A 19,642-nucleotide genomic window follows, 5' to 3' on the forward strand; every position below is an offset into this window, starting at 1 on the left:
CACCCATGTCCGCACAGCCCTTGCCCTGCCAATCCGAAGCCGCAGCGCCGATCTTCGGCCCCGCATCGCGTCGCAGCACCCGCCAGGTCCACGTCGGCGGCATCGCCGTCGGCGGGGATGCGCCGGTGGTGGTGCAGTCGATGACCAATACCGATACCGCCGATATCGCCGGAACGACCAGACAGGTCGCCGAACTGTGGCGTGCGGGCTCGGAACTGGTGCGGGTCACGGTGAACAATGCCGAATCCGCCGCCGCCGTGCCGCGCATCGTCGAGAAGCTGGCGATGATGGGCATCACGGTGCCGATCATCGGCGACTTCCACTACAACGGGCACCAGTTGCTGACCGCCGAGCCGGCCTGCGCCGAGGCGCTGGCGAAATACCGGATCAATCCCGGCAACGTCGGTTTCGGCAAGAAGCGCGATACCCAGTTCGCGCAATTGATCGAATTCGCGATCCGCTACGACAAACCGGTGCGGATCGGTGCGAATTGGGGTTCGCTGGATCAATCGCTGGCCACGCGGTTGATGGACGAGAACGCACAGCGCGCCACGCCGTGGGACGCCGGGCGCGTGCTGCGCGAAGCGCTGATCCGCTCGGCATTGGATTCGGCGGAGCGCGCGGTGGAGATCGGACTGGCGCGCGAACGCATCATCCTCAGCGCGAAAGTCAGCGGCGTGCAGGAACTGATCGCGGTCTATCGCGATATGGCCGCGCGTTCGGATTTCGCATTGCATCTCGGTCTTACCGAAGCCGGCATCGGCAGCAAGGGCATCGTTGCGTCCAGCGCGGCGCTGGCGGTGCTGATGCAGGAAGGCATCGGCGACACCATCCGCATTTCGCTCACGCCCGATCCCGGCGCGTCGCGCACGCAGGAGGTGATCGTCGCGCAGGAGCTGCTGCAGACCATGGGCCTGCGCGCGTTCACGCCGATGGTCACCGCCTGTCCGGGCTGCGGTCGCACCACGTCGGAGTTTTTCCAGGAGCTGGCGAAAGTGGTGCAGGAGCATGTGCGCGCGAAGATGCCGGAGTGGAAGATCAGCCATCCGGGCGCGGAGAATCTCACCCTTGCGGTGATGGGTTGCGTGGTCAACGGCCCGGGCGAATCGCGTCACGCGAACATCGGTATTTCGCTGCCCGGCACCGGCGAGGCGCCGGCGGCGCCGGTGTTCGTCGATGGCGAGAAGAGCGTGACCCTGCGCGGCGACAATATCGCGCAGGAATTCCTCGGCCTCATCGACGGCTACGTCGAACGCAAGTTCGGGCGTGACGCGCACGCCGGCTGAAGTGACCGCGACGCTGCGCGGGCAGCTGCGCTTCGGCGTGGATTTCCTGCGCCGCCGGATGCTGCGGCTGGCGCTGCTGTTCGTCGGCCTGCTGTTGCCGCTGTGGGGCTTCGCCGAGCTTGCCGACGAAGTCCGCGAGCGTGAGCCGTTCGTCTTCGACGAACCGATCCTGCGCTTCGCGCATGCGTTGACCGGCGATGGCCTCGACCGCGTGTGCGTATTCTTTTCGGCGGTGGGCTACCAGTGGGGCGTCGTGCCTTTCGATATCGCACTGCTTGTACTGCTGGCGTGGCGTCGGCGGATGCGCGACGGTCTGTTCGCCGGCATCGCGATCATCGGTTCGGCGTTGCTGAATCTGTCGACCAAACAGATTTTCGCGCGCGACCGTCCGAGCCTGTGGGAGTCGATCGCGCCGGAAACCACTTTCAGCTTTCCCAGCGGCCACGCGATGGGCTCCGCCACGATCGCGTGGGTGCTGCTGCTGTTGGCCTGGCACACCTCTTGGCGCTGGCCGGTTGCGGTGATGGTCGCGGGTTTCGCGGGCATGGTGGCGTTTTCACGGGTGTACCTGGGCGTGCATTACCCGTCCGACATCCTCGCCGGTTGGGCGGCGGCATCGGTCTGGACGGTGTCGGTCTACGTGCTGGTGTATCGCAATGGCATCCGCCCCTGGCATCCCGCCTGAGCGCCGGCCCGGGACGCCGAACGGACGCCGAAGGTCGGTGTGATGACGCTTTCATGACGTCCGGTTATTTGTGCACCGCAAAATCGACGGGAAGAAAGCAGAATTGAGAATGTCTATCACCGGCATGTCGGATCGGTGCTCATGATGCCTATACAATCGGGGCTTCGACCGCCCCAGGGGCGTTTCGAATGGGGCGCCTCTTCTTGCCGAAGACGGCTGCTGTGCCCCACGGGGTACATGGATTGACTCAGGGGTTTCGAATCCAACCTTCGCTTACCGAATTTGTCCGGGGGACAGTTATGTCACGCATCAACAAGTGGGGCGTCGCGGCCGGTGTATCCGTGCTGATCGCTGCGGCAGCTGCGGCTGCCTATCAATACACAACGAATGGACCGGGCGCTCCGGTCGTCACCGACGACGCGGGTCTCTCCGCGTCCAACGCCACGAGCGTCCCGGCGGGTCCTGCCGCCGACAGCGTGGGCAGCAGTGGCGTCAACGCCGCGGCAGGCGCCGCCTCCGACGTTCGCCAAGGCCGTGGTACCTACATCGTGGTCTTCAAGGAAGCCGCGTTGGCCAGCTACAAGGGCACCATTCCCGGCATCGGTGCCCCCGAACGCCGTCGCGACAAGCAGGGTACGCTGCGACTCAATGCGCAAGGCGACAACGCGCAGGAATACGTCGGTTATCTCGAGGCGCGCCAGCAGCAGATGGAAGCGCGCATGTCGACGATGGCCGGACGCGACGTCACCCCGCGACTCACGATGCAGCACGCCCTCAACGGCATGATCGTCGATCTCGCCGAAAGCGAAGCCAGCGCCGTCCGTGGCATGCCCGACGTCAGGCTGGTCGAGGAATATCGCGAAATCCCGCTCAATACCGACCTTGGCCCGCAGTTGATCGGCGCGGGCCCGGTCTGGGCCGGTACCAATCCCGGCGCACCGGGTCCGTTCAATGGCGAAAACGTCGTGTTCGGCGTGATCGATTCCGGCATCAACTTCGGCAGCCCCTCGTTCGCGGGCGTCGGCCCGGCCGACGGCTACGTCCACAACAATCCGCTCGGCGCCGGCAACTATCTGGGTTCCTGCGATGTCGGTGGCGTGGATGCCGGGCGTTGCAACGACAAGCTGATCGGCGGCTACGATTTCGTCTGCGGTTTGCCTGCCAATCTTTGCGGCGGTACCAACGTCCGCGAAGAACCGGGTTTCGGAGACACCAATGGCCACGGCAGCCACACCGCGTCGACTGCGGCCGGCAATACCCGCGACGTGGTCTTCAGCGGCAACAACCTGCGGATTTCCGGCGTTGCGCCTCACGCCAACGTCATCGCCTACGACGTCTGCTACACCAACACCTCGACCGGCCAGGGACTCTGCCCGAACTCGTCGGCGGTCGCGGCGGTGAACCAGGCGGTCGCCGACGGTATCGTCGACACCCTCAACTACTCCATCAGCGGCGGTGCCAACCCGTGGAGCGAATCGATTTCGCTGGCGTTCCTGAATGCCACCGACGCCGGTATCTACGTCGCAGCCGCTGCCGGCAACGCCGGTCCCGGTGCGAATACGCTGGACCACAACGAACCGTGGGTGGGCTCGACCGCTGCGTCGCAGACCGGCCGCAACGGCTTCTCCTATGCGTTGATGGTCACCGGTCCGGCCCCCGTGCCGGCCAATCTGGCGCCGGTGCTGATCAATGAAGGCAGCGGCGGCGTGCTGCTGTCCGCCACGATCCCCGGCACCACCCCGCTGCGGATCAGCTCGGGCATCGGCGGCACATCCGACGGCTGCGCCGCATACCCGGCCAACACCTTCGCCGGTGCGCTCGCGGTCATCCGTCGCGGTACCTGCAGCTTCACCATCAAGGTCAACAACGCCTCGGCTGCCGGCGCCATCGGCGTGATCATCGCCAACAACGCGGCAGGCGTGATTCTTCCGTCGGTGCCCGGCACGACCATCCCGGTCTTCAGCGTCACCCAGACGGAAGGCGATGCGCTGGCCACTTTCGGCCAGACCAATCCGGCCACCGCGACCGCGCAGATCACGTTCCCGCCGCTGCCCGTTCCGAATACGCCGGACGCGCTGGCATCATTCAGTTCGCGGGGTCCGGCCGGCACCTACAACCTGCTGAAGCCCGACATGACCGCGCCGGGCGTGCAGATCCTGGCCACGACTTCGGGCACCACGGCGGTGACCGGCTTCGAGCAGTCGATCGGTCTGATCAGCGGCACCTCGATGGCATCGCCGCACCATGCCGGCGCTGCGATGCTGGTTCGTCAGGCGCGGCCGACCTGGACACCGCCGGAGATCAAATCCGCGCTGGCCATGACCGCCGCCCAGACCGTGTTGCTGGAAAACCAGGTCACCCCCGCCAACCCGTTCGCGCGCGGTAGCGGTCGCATCCAGGTCGACAGGGCGATCAACGCCGGTCTGGTGCTCAATGAAACCACCGCCAATTACACCGCGGCCAATCCCGCCATCGGCGGCGACCCGACCACGCTGAACCAGGCGAACCTGTTCAACCGCAGCTGCTATCCGACCTGCGTGTTCAACCGCACCTTCCGCAATACCGGTGCGACCGCGACCACTTGGCGGGTGCAACTGGTGGGCGTCAGCGGTTCGGTCACGCCGATCATCACCGTGCCCGGCAACGGTTCGCTGACCGTGAAGTTCACGATCTATGGCTACAGCCTGCCGGCCAACGGTGCCACCAGCTTCGGTACCGTCGTGCTGACTCCGGCGACGGGCACCGCGCCGGTGCTGCGTTTGCCGGTGGGCCTGTCGGTACAGCCGCCGGTGATCTCGATGCCGGCCAGCCTGTCGTCCTCGCTGTCGACCAATTCCGCAGGGTCGGCGTCCTTCACGATCGGCAATACCGGTGGTTCGACCCTGAACTACACCTTCATCAACAGCGGTTCGGCTCCGGGGACGCTGGTCAACACGACCGGCACCGTCACCGGCAGCGGCTTCCGCAGTACCAGCTACACCGATCCCGCGACCGCCGGAAACCAGGCCCAGTTCTCGGCCGACGATTTCGTGCTGACGCAGTCGACGCAGATCACGTCGCTGTTCGTGGAAGGCTTCACGCTGGTGGCGCCGCCGCTCTCGACGGTCTCCCCGACGCTGACCTGGAGCCTCTATCCGGATGCCGGCGGTTTGCCGGCGGGTAATCCGCGTTCGGCGCCGGCTGCGGCCGTGTGGACCTACACCGCAGGCGCGACGTCGGCGGGCGTGACCACCATTTCGGACGCGAACGGCGACAACATCCTGCTCAACCTCACCGCTGCGGGCCAGAACGTGACGCTGCCACCGGGCCGCTATTGGCTGGTGGTGAATGCCAACAGCACCTTCGCCAATCGCTGGCACTGGTTCATCACGACCCAGGTCAGCGGCACGAGCGGCATCGCGACGATCTCGGTCTCGACCACCGGCACCGGTGCCTGGGCTGCGAACGCCACGACCGGCCTGTCGATGCGCGTCAACGCCTTGCTGCCCTGCGGTGCCCCGTGGATCAGCGGCACCTATGCGACGACCGGTACCTTGGCGCGCGGGACCAGCCGTACGGCGTTGACCGCGATCAACAGCACCGGCTTGGCTGCCGGCGGCTATCTGGGCAATGTCTGTGTGCAGAGCAACGACCCGGCGACCCCGGTGTTGGCGGTTCCGCTGTCGTTGACCGTGACGCCGTAAGGTCAAGCGTCAGCGTCGATCGAGGGCCCGGAGCGATCCGGGCCCTTTTTTGTGACCGGTATCACTCTCTTTCAACGTTCAAGCCGCTGAGCACCCGCTTTGGGCGCACCCGAGACCACCCCATGTGTCCTATCGATCCGGCCGGCGCGCATGCCGATCTCCTCGACTTCCTGCGCGAACGACTCGAACGCGGCAACGACTGTCTGCTGGCGGGCAACGCGCGTGGCGCCATCGTCTATTACGACAGCGCGCTGGCGTCTTTTCATCCGAACAGCCAGATCCCGGTGTTGCAGCCGACCTACCGCGCGCTCTGGACGAACAAGGCGTTGGCGCACCAGCAACTGCGTGAAATGGTCAAATCGCAGGAAGCGACGATGTTCGCGAACAGCCTGCCGCTGTCGGGTTGATCCGCCGTACCGATCGGGTCGGGTTCAAACAAACGGCCGCCTCCCGGCGGCCGTTCGCGTCGTGCGTGCAGATGCGAAATCTCACCAGATCCGCACGCGCTGCTCCGGAGGCAGGTAGAGCTTGTCGGCGGGTTTCACGTCGAAGGCGCGATACCACTCGTCGAGGTTCCGCAACGGACCGTTGATGCGGTACTGCGGCGGAGAATGCGAGTCGGTCTTCAGCCGGTTGAGCGTGGCTTCCTCGCGGGACTTGGATTTCCAGACCTGCGCCCAGGCCAGGAAAAAGCGCTGGTCGCCGGTCAGGCCGTCGATCACCGGCGCTGCCTTGCCTTTCAGACTGAGTTTGTAGGCGGTGTAGGCCATCGACAGGCCGCCGAGGTCGCCGATGTTCTCGCCCATGGTGAGCTGGCCGTTCACGCACTGGCCTTCGATGGGGCAATAGCCGGCGTACTGCGCGCCGAGCGCCTTGGTCCGTGCGTCGAAGCGGGTGCGGTCCTCATCGGTCCACCAGTTGCGCTGGATGCCGGCGGAGTCCGACTTCGAGCCCTGATCGTCGAAGCCGTGGCCCATCTCGTGGCCGATCACGCCGCCGATGGCGCCGTAGTTCACCGCCGGATCGGCATTCACGTCGAAGAACGGCGGCTGCAGGATGCCCGCCGGAAACACGATTTCGTTGAACGAGGCGTTGTAGTACGCGTTGACCGTCTGCGGGGTCATGAACCATTCCTCGCGATCGGGTTTTGTACCGAGGCGGCGGTTCTGGTCGTCGATGGCGTAGCGTCGCACCGAGAGGACGTTCGCGATCAGGTCGCCCGGAACGATCTTCACGGTGGCGTAGTCGCGCCATTTCCGGGTATAGCCGATCTTCGGCAGGAACGTGCCGAGTTTCTTGTAGGCCTCCGCCTTGGTCGCCTCGCCCATCCAGTCGAGGTTCTGGATGTTCTGGCGCAGCGCGGTACGCAGATTCTCGACCAGGTCATCCATCGCCGCCTTGGCTTCGGGTTTGAAGTGGCGGGCCACGTACATCCGGCCGACCGCATCGCCGAGGCCGGCGCTGCCACCGACGGCGGCGACCGCGCGTTTCCACGACTCTTTCTGCGCCTGCTGGCCCTGCAATACTTTGCCGGTGAACGCGAATGCGGCTTCATCGATCGCGGTGCTCAGCAACGGCGCGTGGTTTCGCACGGCGTGGTAGGTCAGATAGTCGCGCCAGACCGGCAGCGGCGTCTTCGCGACCACATCGAGCACCGGGCCGACTGCGCTGGGCGTCGAGATGTTGACCTCGGCCGGCGTCGACAGGCCCTGCGCGGCGAAGTGCGCGGCCCAGTCGTAGCCGGGGAATTCCTCGCGCAGCTGTGTGAAGCTGCGCAGGTTGTACGTCTTGTCGCGGTCGCGCAGTTGCGCGCGATCCCAGAGCCGTTTCGCCAGCTCGGTTTCCAGCGCGATGATCGCTTCGGCGCGGGGCCCGGCATCGGCGACACCGGCGAAGCCGAGCATCGTCGTCACGTGTTCCAGATACGCGGCCCGGATCTGGACGAAGCGCGGTTCCGGATTCAGGTAGTAGTCCTTGTCCGGAAGACCCAGGCCGCCCAGGCCGACTCCGACCAGATAGCGGTCCGGATTCTTGCGGTCGAGGGTCACGTTGGCGCCGACCGGGCTGCTGGTGCCGTCCATGCCGGAACGGCCGAAGGCGGCGGTCAGCGTCGCGACCGAATCGATGCCGGCGATACGGGCCAGGGTCGGCTTCAGCGGCGTGATGCCAGCGGCGTCGCGCGCGGCGGTATCCATGTAGCTGGCGTAGAAATCGCGGACTTTCTGCTCGTCGCTGCCCGGCACCAGATCCTTCCGTGCCAGCAATGCCTCGATGATCGCGCGGGTCTGTTCCTCGGCCAGATCGCTCAGCGCGTTGAACGAACCGTAGCGGGTGTCGTAATCGCGCAGCCGATAATTGTCGAACCATTGGCCGTTGGCGTAGCGGTCGAAATCGTCGCCGGGCTTCGCCGACAGGTCGCGATTCTCGAGCGCGATCCCGAAGCTGCCGAGCTGCGGCGGGGCGTTGTCGCTGGCGAATGCGGTGGCGGACGCCAGCGCGAGGCCCAGGGCGACATTCAGGGCGGTGCAGCGGTATCTCATCTTCGGTTCCGGAAAGAGCGGGCGATCCGCAAGCCTAGCGCGCATCGCCGCTCCGGCATGTGCCGAAGGTGTTGGGGCGCGATGCTAGGGCGTCGGCGGCGGGCTCTGCGTGCCGTAGATCGATTGCCGCGCTTCCTGCAGGCGGACGCGCAGATAGTCGTCGCGGCTCATGCCGCCGGGATAGCTCGTCATCGCCAGCACTTCGTTGACGATCTGCGCCTCGCGCGCCTTGTACTTCTGGAACTGGGTGTCCCGGCGTTGCTGTTCCTGGAATGCCGCCTGCCGTTCGGCGGTCTGTTTGCGATAGCGGTCCACGATCGCCTGCGACTGGCGGACGCGTTCAGAGTCATCCAGGACAGCCGCCTGGATCAGGCCGATGCGCAACACCACGGCGTCGCCTGCGGAGAGTTCCCGCGCCTGTTCGCGCCGATCGATCTCGCGACTGATGGCGCGCGCGCGCTCCAGTCTTGCGTTTGCGTCGAGCTTGGGGGCGTCGCGCAGGAACGCACGCGCCTGCTGTTCGAATGCCAAACGGCTGCGGTACGCCTGGGCTTCCGGCGTCGCTTCCAGCGCCGCCTGCTTGGGGTCGGTGGAGACCGGCGCTGGCGCCGGGGTTTCGGCAGGGATGTCGAGGCTTTCGACGAATGCATCCTTGCGGTGCCGGGCCGACATCCAGAGCGTGAGCGTCAGTACGGCAGCGATCGCCAGGCCGATGTGAATGGGTTTGATCTTCATGATGGGCGGCGCAGGATTCCTGGAATTGAGGGCGTCTCCCGGCGAACCCGCAGGACGGGTCCGCCGGGAGGCCGCTTGGACGATTAGACCAGCTGGTCGATGGTCCAGTACAGCAGATTGAACGGTTTGCTGCGATCGGCGGCGTCGCTGGCTTCGGTGGCGTCCAGCACGTTGCCCGAACCGACCAGTACGCTGTCGATGAAGTTCTTCAGCTCGAGGCTCATGGTCTGGACGTCGCCGTTCTTGAAGTCGACGATCGTGGTGCAGTGGCTTTCGTTGAGCGCGCGATATTGCGGGAAGTAGCCGCCGAAGTTGCCCAGGCCGTTGAGTTTCGCCGACAGCCGCTGGGTGTCGGTGCCCCAGCGGGCATGGATCAACGCTTCCTTGGCGGCCTGGGTCGGTGCGTTCTGGATATCCGTGAAGAACCGCTCGTACGAATACGAGGAGTAGTTCAGATCCTGCCAGAAGTGGGTTTGGCCGAGGCGGTCGTTCGGATACTTCGCGGACAGCGCGTTGTAGAGCGTGCCGAGCTGGTTGAGGTCGAGCTGCGGCATCTGGCTGGCAAGGTAGGGCAGCGGCCCATTCGGCTTGTTCAGCCCCCACGCCTGGCGCATCAGGCCCTGCAGCGGCGCGGACGGGTAAACACTCGGATTGCCGCCGAGCGGGGCGTCGAAGACCGGACCGGAATCGTCGATCAGGAAGCCACGGGTCGGCGCGAGGTCGCGGCGCAGCGGTGCGTAGTTGGTCAGGCTGCCGGCGCCGCCGGCGCTGCAGCCGGTGGACAGCATCTGCGTCGGACGCTGCACGTTGTCCTTCAGCCAGCTCACCACGGCGCGCACGTTGCGGGTGCCGTTGTGGTGCCAGACCAGCGGCGGCTTCAGGCCGGCCGGATCGTTGTAGACAGCCACTTTGTCGCCGCTGTAGATATCGCCGGTGCAGTAGGGCACGTAGACGATGTTCCATTGCTGGGTCTTGACCGAATCGAACGGACTGATGCGGGTGATGAACGGGCTGACCAGGCTCGCGCCGGGATTGAGCAGGCTCATGTAGTCGTCGGGAATGCCATTGGGATTGCGCGCGCCGCGCACGCCGGTCTGGCCGGTGCAGCTCGGGTAATCCCAGCAGGCGCCGCCGCCTTCCATGTAGATGATGGTGTTGCGGGTGTTGGGCACGCGATTGAAGAAGAACTTGTACTGCGAGCCGTTGCCGCAGACCGCGCCGGTTTCGGGGGCGAGCTTGATGGTCTGCCATTGGCTGTAAGCGCCGGGGCTGAAACCGTCGGCATAGCCGCCCGGGTTGGACAACAGCGGATAGTCGCCGGTGCGTTGCGCAGCGGTGACCTTGTTGTCGGCTTTTGGCGGTGTCACCAGATTCGCCAGTGTCTGCCAGAACGAATAATCGCCTTCCTCGGCACGCAGCGGCGCTGCGACCAGGATGGTGGCGATGGCGGTTGCAAGCACGACAGGCCTGCGGATTGATGCGGTCATGACCTTCTTTCCTTTGGGTGATGGACTGCGTTGAGTAAGACGCCCGTGGATGGGCGCTGTGCGACCGGCGACGCCCCCTGCATCGCGCCGTGCGATCCGGGCGATGCCGCGGACCGAAGGCGTGATGTACACCGGCGCACTTGAGCGGTCAATCGTGGTTCGATGATTCCATCCATCGCGCTGCGGCGGCGCACCGGGATTATTGCGTTGCAGCATCATTCGCCGGGCTTCACCGCTTCGATCGGTGCATGGGTGGCATCGCGGCGTACGAGCTGCGATTCGCGGTGTGCGATATAGGCGTTGGCCACGAAGATCACGCCCGCGCCGAGTGCGGTCCAGCGGTCGAGCGGTTCCTGGAACAACAGCCAGCCGGCGATCGCGACGATCGGCAACTGCATGAAACTGATCGGCGTCAGCGCGGAAACGTCGCCGATCTTCAGCGCCCGCGTCCACAGCATGTGCCCGCCGGTGCCGAGGAAGCCGGCGGCGACCACCCATGCCCACACGACCCCCTGCGGCCACTCCCAGACCGTCAGCGCCGGCAGCAGCGACATCGGCACCCACAGCAGCGTGGTGTAGAACACGATGCGATCGGCAGGCTCCACCTTCGACAACTGTTTGATCTGGATCGCGACGATGCCGCTGAGCACGGCCGCGGTCAGCGCGACCAGGCTGCCGGCGGTGAAGCTGTCGCTGCCGGGACGGACGATGATCATCATGCCGACGAACCCCAGCGCGACCGCCGCCCAGCGACGTGCGCGCACCTGTTCGTGCAGGAAGACCACTGCGGCGATGGTGACGAAGATCGGCGTGGAATACGACAACGCCACCGCCTGCGCCAAAGGCAGATGGCCGATGGCCCAGAAGCCCGCCATCATCGACACCGCACCGATGACGCAACGGAACAGATAGCGCGGCAGCTGCGTGGTCCGCAGCAGGTCCGGGCCATGGCGCAACAGCAGCGGCAGCGCCGCGATCAGCCCGAAGAAATTCCGGAAGAACGCGATCTCGAAGGTGTGCAGCGTCGCGGAGGCCAAGCGGATCGCGACCGCCATCAGCGCGAAGAACACGGTGCTGCCAAGCATCAACAGGGCCGCGCGCAGAGGCTGCGACCGCGCGGCGTTCACCAGTGCGCGCCGACGATCCGTGGCTCGGGCTCGATCGCGACGCCGAAACGCGCATGGACGCTGGTGGAGATCCCGCGCGCCAACGCCAGCAGTTCCGTGCCGGTCGCAAGGCCGTGATTCACCAGTACCAGCGCGTGTTTGTCGGACACGCCGGCATCGCCGCTGGCGCCGCCGCGATGGCCTTTCCAGCCGCAGGCGTCGATCAGCCACGCCGCCGAAAGTTTGCGCGTCGTGGCGTTGCCGCCGGGAAAGATCGGCAGCGTGGCGTGTTCGGATTTCAGCGCATCGGCCTGCGCGACCGGCACGATCGGATTCTTGAAGAAGCTGCCGGCATTGCCGATCACGGCGGGGTCGGGCAGCTTGCGGCGACGCAGGCGGATCACCGCTTCGGCGACGTCGCGCGCGTCAGGCGCCGCGATGTCCATCGACGCCAGTTCATCGCGGATGCCGGCGTAGTCGAGTTTCAACGCAGTCGTTTCCCGCGTTGGCGCAAGCTTGAATTCCACCGCGGTCACCAGCCAGCGGTCGGGCTCGTGCTTGAACACGCTGTCGCGGTACGCGAACCCGCACGCCTGCGCATCGAGGCGCTGGAATGCGCCGCTGGCGCGCTCGAAGACCTCGACCGCATGGATGCGCTCGCCCACTTCCACGCCATAAGCGCCGATGTTCTGGATCGGCGATGCGCCGACACTGCCGGGGATCAACGCAAGGTTTTCCAACCCCGCCAATCCGTGCTCCAGCGTCCACATCACCAACCGGTGCCATTCGACGCCGGCGTCTGCGCGGACAATGCCGGCCTGCGCATCGAGCGCTTCGATGCGCTGCGAATCCAGATGCAGTGCGGTCGTCGGCGCTTCGACGATCAGCAGGTTGCTGCCGCCGCCGAGAATCAACAGTTCCGGAGCCTGCGGCGAGTCGGCGGCGAGTTCATGGGCGAACAAGCCCGGCAGATCGTCGGCATGGTCGGTTTCGATCAACAGATCGACGCGCGCATCGACGCCGAAGGTGTTGCGCACGGGCGCGCGTTCGATGCGGCGGACGCTCATGCGTTGTTCGACAGGTGCCCGCGGCTGGGCGCTTCCTTGCGGCGGCGGATCGCGTCCACGCAGTCGTGGATCAGCGTCGGTCCGCGATAGATCAGGCCGGTGTAGCACTGCACGAGGCTCGCGCCGGCCGCCATTTTCTTCACCGCATCGGCGCCGGTCAGGATGCCACCGACGCCGATGATCGGAATATGTTCCGGCAATCGCGTGCGCAGCATGCGCAGCACCGCGGTGGATTTCGCCATCAGCGGTTCGCCCGACAGGCCGCCGGCTTCCTTCGCCAGCGGATGCTGGTGCACCGCGATCCGGGAGACAGTGGTATTCGTGGCGATCACACCGTCGACCTGCAGCTCGCCGAGCACGCGCGCGGTCACCTCGATGTCTTCATCGGCCAGGTCCGGCGCCACCTTCACCAGCATCGGCACGCGTTTGCCGTGGCGTGTCCACAGGCGTTCCCGGGCTTCCTTCAGCTCGCCGAGCAGACGCCGCAGGGCCTGTTCTTCCTGCAGCTCGCGCAGGCCGGCGGTGTTGGGCGAGGAGATGTTGATGGTGACGTAATCGGCCAGCGGATAGACCTTTTCCAGGCAGTGGACGTAGTCCAGCGCGGCCGATTCGTTCGGCGTGTCCTTGTTCTTGCCGATGTTGATGCCGAGGATGCCGTTGCCCTTGCGTCGCGCCTTCTCGACATTGCGCACCAGCGCGTCCACACCGTCGTTGTTGAAGCCGAGGCGGTTGATGATCGCGTTGTTTTCCGGCAACCGGAACATCCGCGGCTTCGGATTGCCCGGCTGCGGCTTCGGCGTGACCGTGCCGACTTCGACGAAACCGAAGCCCAGCGCGAACATCGCGTCGACGTGCGCGCCGTTCTTGTCCAGCCCGGCGGCGAGGCCGACCGGATTGGGGAAGGTCATGCCCAGCACCTTGACCGGAAACGACGGCATGCGCCTGGTGAGCAGCGGATTCAGCCCGGTGCGATAGGCGACTTCCAGCATCGACAATCCGAGGCCATGGGCGCGTTCGGCGTCGATGCGGAAGAGGAACGGGCGGGCGAGTCCGTACATTGAATTACCGGCGCAGGAAGGGGTTGTGTCGCGTCATGTCTCGACGCTCCGGGGTTCCACGAAGAGGAACGACAGCGCCAATACGGTTTCGACCAGGACCGCTGGAAGAATGTATGCATTGGCGTGCCCGGTGACGTACTCGACCAGTCCCAGCACGGCGAGGAGGCAGCAACCGGCAGCAAGGCCGAGACTCATCGCCTTTCTCGCCGACGATGGCGCCGAATGCCGCGCCAACCACAGCATGACGCCGAGGCCTGCGAAGAGTGCCGCGCACCGCCGCCCGACGAAACCGCTCTGGTAGGACGTTTCGACATCCCAGATCGACAGCGGCAGATCGGGAGCGCACATCCAGATCAATGCCAGCGCACCACAGGTGGCGGCTGACACGGTGGCCAGAGTGGCGTACTTCAGGGCCATGGCGGTGCGGGGATCCGGTGGTTACAGATCGAACTTGATGCCCTGTGCCAGCGGAAGCGCGTCCGAGTAGTTGATGGTGTTGGTTTGACGACGCATGTAGACCTTCCACGCATCCGAACCCGATTCGCGGCCACCGCCGGTTTCCTTCTCGCCGCCGAACGCGCCGCCGATTTCCGCGCCGCTCGTGCCGATATTGACGTTGGCGATGCCGCAGTCGCTGCCCGAAGCCGCGAGGAACGCTTCCGCCGCGCGCAGGTTGGCGGTGAAGATCGACGACGACAGGCCCTGCGGGACCGCGTTCTGCATGTCGATGGCTTCATCCAGGGTCTTGAACTTCATCACGTACAGGATCGGCGCGAAGGTCTCGTGCTGCACGATTTCCGCGTCGTTGGTGAGGCCGGTGACGATGGCCGGGAGCACGAAGTTGCCCTTGCCTTCGATCGCCGCGCCGCCGGTTTCGACCTTGCCGCCGCTGGCCTTGGCCTTGGCGATGGAATCGAGATAACCGTCGACCGCATCGCGGCTGTTGAGCGGACCCATGAGGTTCTTCGGGTCGGTCGGGTCGCCGATCCTGGTTTCCACCTGTTTGTAGGCGGTGATCAGCTTCGCCAGCACATCGTCGTACACGCTTTCGTGCACGATCAGGCGGCGGGTGGTGGTGCAGCGCTGGCCGGCGGTGCCGACGGCGCCGAAGACGATCGCCGGAATCGCCAGCTTCAGGTCGGCGCTGGCGTCGACGATGATCGCGTTGTTGCCGCCCAGTTCCAGCAGCGAACGCGCCATGCGTCGCGCGCAGCGCTCGCCGACGATGCGGCCGACCTTGGTCGAACCGGTGAAGCTGATCAGCGGAATGCGCTTGTCGTCGACGAAATTCGAGGCCAGTTCGGTGCCGGCGTCGTTGAACAGGAAGAAGATGTCCGGGAAGCCGCCTTTCTTCAGCGCCTCGTTGCAGATCTTCATCGAAGCGATCGCCGAGAGCGGGGTCTTCGGCGATGGTTTCCAGATGGTGATGTCGCCGCAGATCGCTGCGACGAACGCATTCCAAGCCCACACCGCGACCGGGAAGTTGAACGCCGAGATCACGCCGACGATGCCGATCGGATGCCACTGCTCGTACATCCGGTGACCCGGGCGCTCGCTGTGCATGGTCAGGCCGTAGAGCTGGCGCGACAGACCGACCGAGAACTCGCCGATATCGATCATCTCCTGCACTTCGCCGTCGCCCTCGGGCTTGGACTTGCCCATCTCCAGCGCGACCAGCGAGCCCAGTGCGTCCTTGTGGGTGCGCAGCGCGTCCGCGCACAGGCGGATGGCCTCGCCACGGCGCGGCGCCGGGGTGGTGCGCCAGGTCTTGAACGCCGCCTGGGCGCGCTCGACGATCAGATCGTAATCCGCCTGAGACGATGCCATCACCCGGCCCAGCACCTCGCCCGTGGTCGGATTGATCGGCTCCAGCACCCCTGCGTCGCTGGTCTTGGACCACTCGCCGTGGCCGAGATAGGTGCCGGATTCGCTGGCGCCAAGGCCGAGGGCGGTGAGGACGTGATGGGTCATCGGGAACTCCTGAGTGCGGTGGGGCCGCCCATGCCTGCCGGCATGCGCGCTTGCGAGTTGAATGGTGCTGGTGGCCCCGACACGATTCGAACGTGCGACCTGTCCCTTAGGAGGGGACCGCTCTATCCAGCTGAGCTACGGGGCCAAGTCCGGGATTATCGCAGGCTTGGTCGGGGGCCGGCACCCCCGGAAGTCGCCCCTAACCCCGCATGCGTCAGTCCTGCACATCCTTCTCCCCATGCCAAGCATGGGGAGAAGGTGGCCGAAGGCCGGATGAGGGGCCGCTTTGGCTTTGCGTCTCCATGCGAGGTGTCTCTTGGGGAGTCGCGCGCCGGTGCGGAGACTGGACAAACCGCTCCGGCCTATGGGCATCATTCGGCACGGCCGGCATGGACCGGGAACGGATGTTCGACAACGACAGGGAGGCTCGTATGCAGACCGGCAACGGCGGTGGTCCGGGAGGGAGCGTCATCGAGGATGCATCCGATGGCGACAGGCTCGAAGTGATCCAGGACATCGCAGCGGTCCGCGACGCGCGACCCAACATCCTGCTGATCCTGGTGGACCAGCTGTACTACCCGAATCCCGGCTACGGCGACGCAGGCTTCGCCAACGATCTCAAGAAAATTCTTTCCTTCGTCGGCAGCCTCGAAGGCAACGCCTACGCCAAGCATTTTCCGGGCTTCTGCAAACTGCGCGAGTACGCGACGGTATTCACCGACCACACCATCGCCGAATCGGCATGTATCCCCAGCCGCGCTGCGATCATGACCGGGCAATACGGGCCGCGCACCGGCGTGACCCAGACCGACGGCCTGTTCAAGAGCGGCGATGCGCAGAATTTTCCGTGGCTGCGTCCCGACGGTGCCCCCACGGCGGGCGATTATTTCCGCGAGCTGGGCTACAGCACGCACTACTTCGGAAAATGGCATGTCAGCGAGCCGCCGGAGCACACGCTGAAGGGCTACGGCTTCGGCGATTGGGAACTGTCGTGGCCAGAGCCGCACGGGTCTTCGATCAACAATCTCGGCACCTTCCGCGATTACCAGTTCGCCGATCTGGCATGCAACTTCCTGCGCAATCGCGGCTTGGGCGTGCCCTACAACCGCGCACTGTCACAGCAGGGCATGGATACGCCGCTCGACACGCGCAAGCCGCAGACGCCGCCGTTCTTCGCGGTGTGTTCGTTCACCAATCCGCACGACATCGCGACTTATCCGACGTTGCCGCGCGGGCTGCAGCCGAGCTTCCCGCCGCCCAGCGAGCTGGCGCCGCCGTCGCCGGTGGGGCCGGGCGGTTCGGTGCCGATTCCGCCGCAGGGCACGGTCAGCGTGACGCCCACCGAGGGCACGTTCCAGGTACCGCTGAATCCGACCGGGCTGCCGCAGGACTGCGCTACGGCATCTCCGACGCAGAACGAAGACCTGCTGACCAACAACAAGCCGCGCGCGCAGTACGACACCGCGTACAAGGTCGCGCTGGGGCTGGCGTCGAAGACCGGCCTGAGCATCGGTCAGGCGGCCGGCGGCGATGCGCAGACGGTGCTGCAGAATGCGGTGAAGGCGACGCTGGGCATCGCGATCCCGTTCCAGTTGCAGGACGACCCCGACGGCGCCGCCACCGGCTTCCTGCAGTACTACGCCTACATGATCTCGATGGTCGATCGCCACATCCTGCGCGTGCTGGAAGCGCTGGAAGCCAGCGGCCTGCGCGACGACACCATCGTGGTGTTCGCGTCGGATCACGGCGAATTCGGCGCCGCGCACGGCATGCAGATCGAGAAGTGGCACGGCGCGTATCAGGAAGTGGTGCATGTGCCGTTCCTGATCAGCAGCAGGCGCTTCAACGAAGCGCGCGACACGCCGCGCGCGGTGCTCGCGCAGACCAGTCATATCGATGTCCTGCCGACGCTGTTGAAGCTCGCACATGCGACCGACGACCACATCGCCCGCGCGCGACGCAATCTGTCGAAAACCCATGCCGCTGCGCCATTGCCCGGCGCGGATCTGCTTCCGGTGATCCGCGCCGGTGGCGGCCCGGTGATCGGGCCGGACGGCCATGAGCGCGAGGGCGTGCTGTTCGCCACCGACGACCTGATCACCGAGCCGCTGCCGCGCGACGACGACCCGCACAACGTGCAGTCCTGGCAGCAGTACGCGGTGTTCAACGCCACCGTCGAACTGCTGCGCACGCCGCCGGTCGCAGGCGCCGCCACGCATGCGTATCTGCCCGATCTCGCGCCCGGGCCGGTCGTGCAGCCCGCGCACGTACGCGCGCTGCGTTCGCAGCAATGGAAGCTGGTGCGCTACTGCGACCCGTGGAGCGAACGGCCGGTGCCGGACCAGTGGGAGTTGTACAACCTCGCTGTCGATCCGATCGAAAACATCAACCTGCTGATCTACGACGGCGCGTTCCCGACCTTGATCGATACGTTGCCCGACGGCTTGGAAGCCGCAGTGGTGCTTGAAGTTGCCCATCGCCTGCGTGCGGAGCTGGCGCGGCAGGAACTGGCGCTGCTGTCGCCGTATCCCAGCCGCTATCCCAGCGCGAGCGTGTGATTTCCGGCGGAAGTGGTCGGCAAAAGAAAAGGGACCTTGCGGTCCCTTTTCCGTAAGCGGCTATCGCTTGCGCGCATCGGCGTCGCGATTATTCCGGACGGACATCCACGCGAACGCGGATATGGTCGCCGGGGTGGTAATCGGTGCGGGTGACGTACTGGCGTCCGGCGTATTCGTAGGTCACGTCGTACGCGGTCACGTTGCTGCCGGTGTTCGAGTAGCTGCCTTCGCGTACCGGGTCGCACACCGTGATGCGCGGCTTCGGCTGGCGATTGCGTTGGCTGGTTTCGTAGATGCCGCGTCCCGCCATGCCGCCGACCATCGAACCGACCGCAGCGGTCGCGTAGCGGGCCGAACCGCCCCCGACCTTGCTGCCGAGCGCGGCACCGACGATACCGCCGATCACGGTCGCGACATTCCGGCCGGTCTCGGTGCCCTGGGTGCTGGAATAGCGGCCATCGTAGCGGCGGTCATCATCGCCTCGGCTGTCGTAGCCGCGGCTGTCATAGCTGCGGTTGTCATAGCCGCGGTTGTCATAGCGATCGTCGTAACGACGGTCGCCGTAGCGGTCATCGTACTGATCGCCGCTGCCGGCGTAGACATCATCGCTGTAGCAACGACCCGAAGAAGTCTGGGTATTGCCGTAGCCGGATTGCAGCACCGGGTCGACGCGGATGACGCGCGCTTCGTCGTAATAGGGGCTTGCCGTCTGCGCGTAGCGATCGTTTGTCGACGCCGGGTATTGCTGGCCTTGCATGGTGCTGTTCTGTGCAGATGCGGTGCCGGTGGTGGCGACCAGGGCGACGGCGAGGATCGAAACGGCGAGGCGGTTCATGAGGGACTCCGGACGCCGGGATGGCGCGGTGTGAACGCTAGGGTCGGCCGGCTAACGCTTGGCTGAATATCGCGGTTCCCGCTCCCGGGGTGTCCAAGGGGTTTATCCCGCCGTCATCCGCACGCCTGGCATGGAAGCGGTTCCAGCGGACGGAAGGGGCGAAGCCGAGTGATCGTATCGGGATCCCGCGAACAACGTCGAACGCAATATCCGCACGAAGGATTTCCAGAAAATGCCTGCATCAGGATCTGCATCAGGGAATGTCCACATCAGCGCAATCGGTCTTTGCGGCGGGTGCGGGCGCCCAGCACGAGCAACGAAAGCATCGACGCGAACAACATCGCGAAGATCAAGCCGTAGCACCAATCCGCAGGCCCCGAGTGGCCGACCGACTCGATGCCGAAAGACGATTCGAGCCGTGACCAGACGGGGAACAACAGTACCGTGATCACCACGCTCAGCGGCACGGCCAGCAAACATCCCGCGGCGAAAACAAGAATGGTGCGCAAGTGATGCTTCATGACGATCCCGCGTCGCAGAAGGATGCCCGGACTGTAACCGATGCATGCAGCAAGGGCATCAAGGGTGATTCCCGCGATTCCCGCCTGTCCGGCATCGCCACGCTGTCATC

Annotated in this window: 15 protein-coding genes and 1 tRNA gene; 5 read left to right on the forward strand and 11 right to left on the reverse strand. The window is 65.6% G+C overall.

What is annotated here, in order from left to right:
• The first annotated feature begins 5 nt into the window (after positions 1–5).
• From ispG to HOP03_15155, 4 genes are all read left to right on the forward strand, one after another.
• Positions 6–1,286, forward strand: coding sequence for a flavodoxin-dependent (E)-4-hydroxy-3-methylbut-2-enyl-diphosphate synthase (gene ispG, locus HOP03_15140; GenBank protein ID NOT89496.1), 1,281 nt, complete (start codon positions 6–8; stop codon positions 1,284–1,286).
• 58 nt (positions 1,287–1,344) lie between these two features.
• Positions 1,345–1,971, forward strand: coding sequence for a phosphatase PAP2 family protein (locus tag HOP03_15145; protein ID NOT89497.1), 627 nt, complete (start codon positions 1,345–1,347; stop codon positions 1,969–1,971).
• Between the two features lie 188 nt (positions 1,972–2,159).
• Positions 2,160–5,654: a S8 family serine peptidase gene (locus HOP03_15150; protein ID NOT89498.1), complete on the forward strand. Its 3,495-nt coding sequence runs from the start codon at positions 2,160–2,162 to the stop codon at positions 5,652–5,654.
• Between the two features lie 122 nt (positions 5,655–5,776).
• Entirely contained in the window at positions 5,777–6,061 is a 285-nt protein-coding gene (locus HOP03_15155; protein ID NOT89499.1) for a hypothetical protein, read from the forward strand.
• An 81-nt stretch (positions 6,062–6,142) separates the two neighbouring features.
• Here HOP03_15155 and HOP03_15160 read toward each other — a convergent pair whose 3' ends face one another.
• The 9 genes from HOP03_15160 to HOP03_15200 form a co-directional block, all read right to left on the reverse strand.
• Positions 6,143–8,194, reverse strand: a complete 2,052-nt coding sequence (locus HOP03_15160; protein NOT89500.1) for a M13 family metallopeptidase — start codon at positions 8,192–8,194, stop codon at positions 6,143–6,145.
• An 84-nt stretch (positions 8,195–8,278) separates the two neighbouring features.
• Positions 8,279–8,929 (reverse strand): hypothetical protein, encoded by a 651-nt coding sequence (locus HOP03_15165; GenBank protein ID NOT89501.1) that lies wholly within the window; start codon positions 8,927–8,929, stop codon positions 8,279–8,281.
• An 83-nt stretch (positions 8,930–9,012) separates the two neighbouring features.
• Positions 9,013–10,416 carry a hypothetical protein gene (locus tag HOP03_15170; GenBank protein NOT89502.1) on the reverse strand — a complete coding sequence of 468 codons (1,404 nt, stop codon included), beginning with the start codon at positions 10,414–10,416 and terminating at the stop codon, positions 9,013–9,015.
• A gap of 215 nt (positions 10,417–10,631) precedes the next feature.
• Positions 10,632–11,501, reverse strand: coding sequence for a DMT family transporter (locus HOP03_15175; GenBank protein NOT89503.1), 870 nt, complete (start codon positions 11,499–11,501; stop codon positions 10,632–10,634).
• Between the two features lie 38 nt (positions 11,502–11,539).
• Positions 11,540–12,589: a UDP-N-acetylmuramate dehydrogenase gene (gene murB / locus HOP03_15180; protein NOT89504.1), complete on the reverse strand. Its 1,050-nt coding sequence runs from the start codon at positions 12,587–12,589 to the stop codon at positions 11,540–11,542.
• A complete protein-coding gene (locus HOP03_15185; GenBank protein ID NOT89505.1) occupies positions 12,586–13,647 on the reverse strand; it encodes a quinone-dependent dihydroorotate dehydrogenase in 1,062 nt (353 codons plus the stop codon). Before HOP03_15185 ends, murB begins: the two co-directional genes overlap by 4 nt.
• Before the next feature lie 33 nt (positions 13,648–13,680).
• Positions 13,681–14,064 (reverse strand): hypothetical protein, encoded by a 384-nt coding sequence (locus tag HOP03_15190; protein NOT89506.1) that lies wholly within the window; start codon positions 14,062–14,064, stop codon positions 13,681–13,683.
• A gap of 21 nt (positions 14,065–14,085) precedes the next feature.
• Positions 14,086–15,618 (reverse strand): aldehyde dehydrogenase family protein, encoded by a 1,533-nt coding sequence (locus HOP03_15195; protein ID NOT89507.1) that lies wholly within the window; start codon positions 15,616–15,618, stop codon positions 14,086–14,088.
• Between the two features lie 68 nt (positions 15,619–15,686).
• Positions 15,687–15,763, reverse strand: a tRNA-Arg gene (locus HOP03_15200).
• Positions 15,764–16,049: 286 nt separating this feature from the next.
• Between HOP03_15200 and HOP03_15205 the strand changes: the two genes are divergently transcribed.
• Entirely contained in the window at positions 16,050–18,176 is a 2,127-nt protein-coding gene (locus HOP03_15205; GenBank protein ID NOT89508.1) for a sulfatase-like hydrolase/transferase, read from the forward strand.
• A gap of 88 nt (positions 18,177–18,264) precedes the next feature.
• Here HOP03_15205 and HOP03_15210 read toward each other — a convergent pair whose 3' ends face one another.
• Together HOP03_15210 and HOP03_15215 are read right to left on the reverse strand one after the other, a co-directional pair.
• Positions 18,265–19,011, reverse strand: a complete 747-nt coding sequence (locus HOP03_15210; protein ID NOT89509.1) for a hypothetical protein — start codon at positions 19,009–19,011, stop codon at positions 18,265–18,267.
• Positions 19,012–19,280: 269 nt separating this feature from the next.
• Positions 19,281–19,520, reverse strand: a complete 240-nt coding sequence (locus HOP03_15215) for a hypothetical protein (protein NOT89510.1) — start codon at positions 19,518–19,520, stop codon at positions 19,281–19,283.
• Positions 19,521–19,642: the final 122 nt, after the last annotated feature.

Origin of the sequence: Lysobacter sp. (assembly GCA_013141175.1) — a bacterium.
In the GTDB taxonomy this organism is placed as follows: Bacteria; Pseudomonadota; Gammaproteobacteria; order Xanthomonadales; family Xanthomonadaceae; genus Lysobacter_I.

What these genes read in the sequence shown, in the direction of transcription:
- ispG (NOT89496.1), top strand. Translation starts at nt 6, where the DNA reads ATGTCCGCACAGCCCTTGCCCTGCCAATCCGAAGCCGCAGCGCCGATC.
- HOP03_15145 (NOT89497.1), top strand. Translation starts at nt 1,345, where the DNA reads ATGCTGCGGCTGGCGCTGCTGTTCGTCGGCCTGCTGTTGCCGCTGTGG.
- HOP03_15150 (NOT89498.1), top strand. Translation starts at nt 2,160, where the DNA reads ATGGGGCGCCTCTTCTTGCCGAAGACGGCTGCTGTGCCCCACGGGGTA.
- HOP03_15155 (NOT89499.1), top strand. Translation starts at nt 5,777, where the DNA reads ATGTGTCCTATCGATCCGGCCGGCGCGCATGCCGATCTCCTCGACTTC.
- HOP03_15160 (NOT89500.1), bottom strand. Translation starts at nt 8,194, where the DNA reads ATGAGATACCGCTGCACCGCCCTGAATGTCGCCCTGGGCCTCGCGCTG.
- HOP03_15165 (NOT89501.1), bottom strand. Translation starts at nt 8,929, where the DNA reads ATGAAGATCAAACCCATTCACATCGGCCTGGCGATCGCTGCCGTACTG.
- HOP03_15170 (NOT89502.1), bottom strand. Translation starts at nt 10,416, where the DNA reads ATGACCGCATCAATCCGCAGGCCTGTCGTGCTTGCAACCGCCATCGCC.
- HOP03_15175 (NOT89503.1), bottom strand. Translation starts at nt 11,501, where the DNA reads ATGCTTGGCAGCACCGTGTTCTTCGCGCTGATGGCGGTCGCGATCCGC.
- murB (NOT89504.1), bottom strand. Translation starts at nt 12,589, where the DNA reads ATGAGCGTCCGCCGCATCGAACGCGCGCCCGTGCGCAACACCTTCGGC.
- HOP03_15185 (NOT89505.1), bottom strand. Translation starts at nt 13,647, where the DNA reads ATGTACGGACTCGCCCGCCCGTTCCTCTTCCGCATCGACGCCGAACGC.
- HOP03_15190 (NOT89506.1), bottom strand. Translation starts at nt 14,064, where the DNA reads ATGGCCCTGAAGTACGCCACTCTGGCCACCGTGTCAGCCGCCACCTGT.
- HOP03_15195 (NOT89507.1), bottom strand. Translation starts at nt 15,618, where the DNA reads ATGACCCATCACGTCCTCACCGCCCTCGGCCTTGGCGCCAGCGAATCC.
- HOP03_15205 (NOT89508.1), top strand. Translation starts at nt 16,050, where the DNA reads ATGCAGACCGGCAACGGCGGTGGTCCGGGAGGGAGCGTCATCGAGGAT.
- HOP03_15210 (NOT89509.1), bottom strand. Translation starts at nt 19,011, where the DNA reads ATGAACCGCCTCGCCGTTTCGATCCTCGCCGTCGCCCTGGTCGCCACC.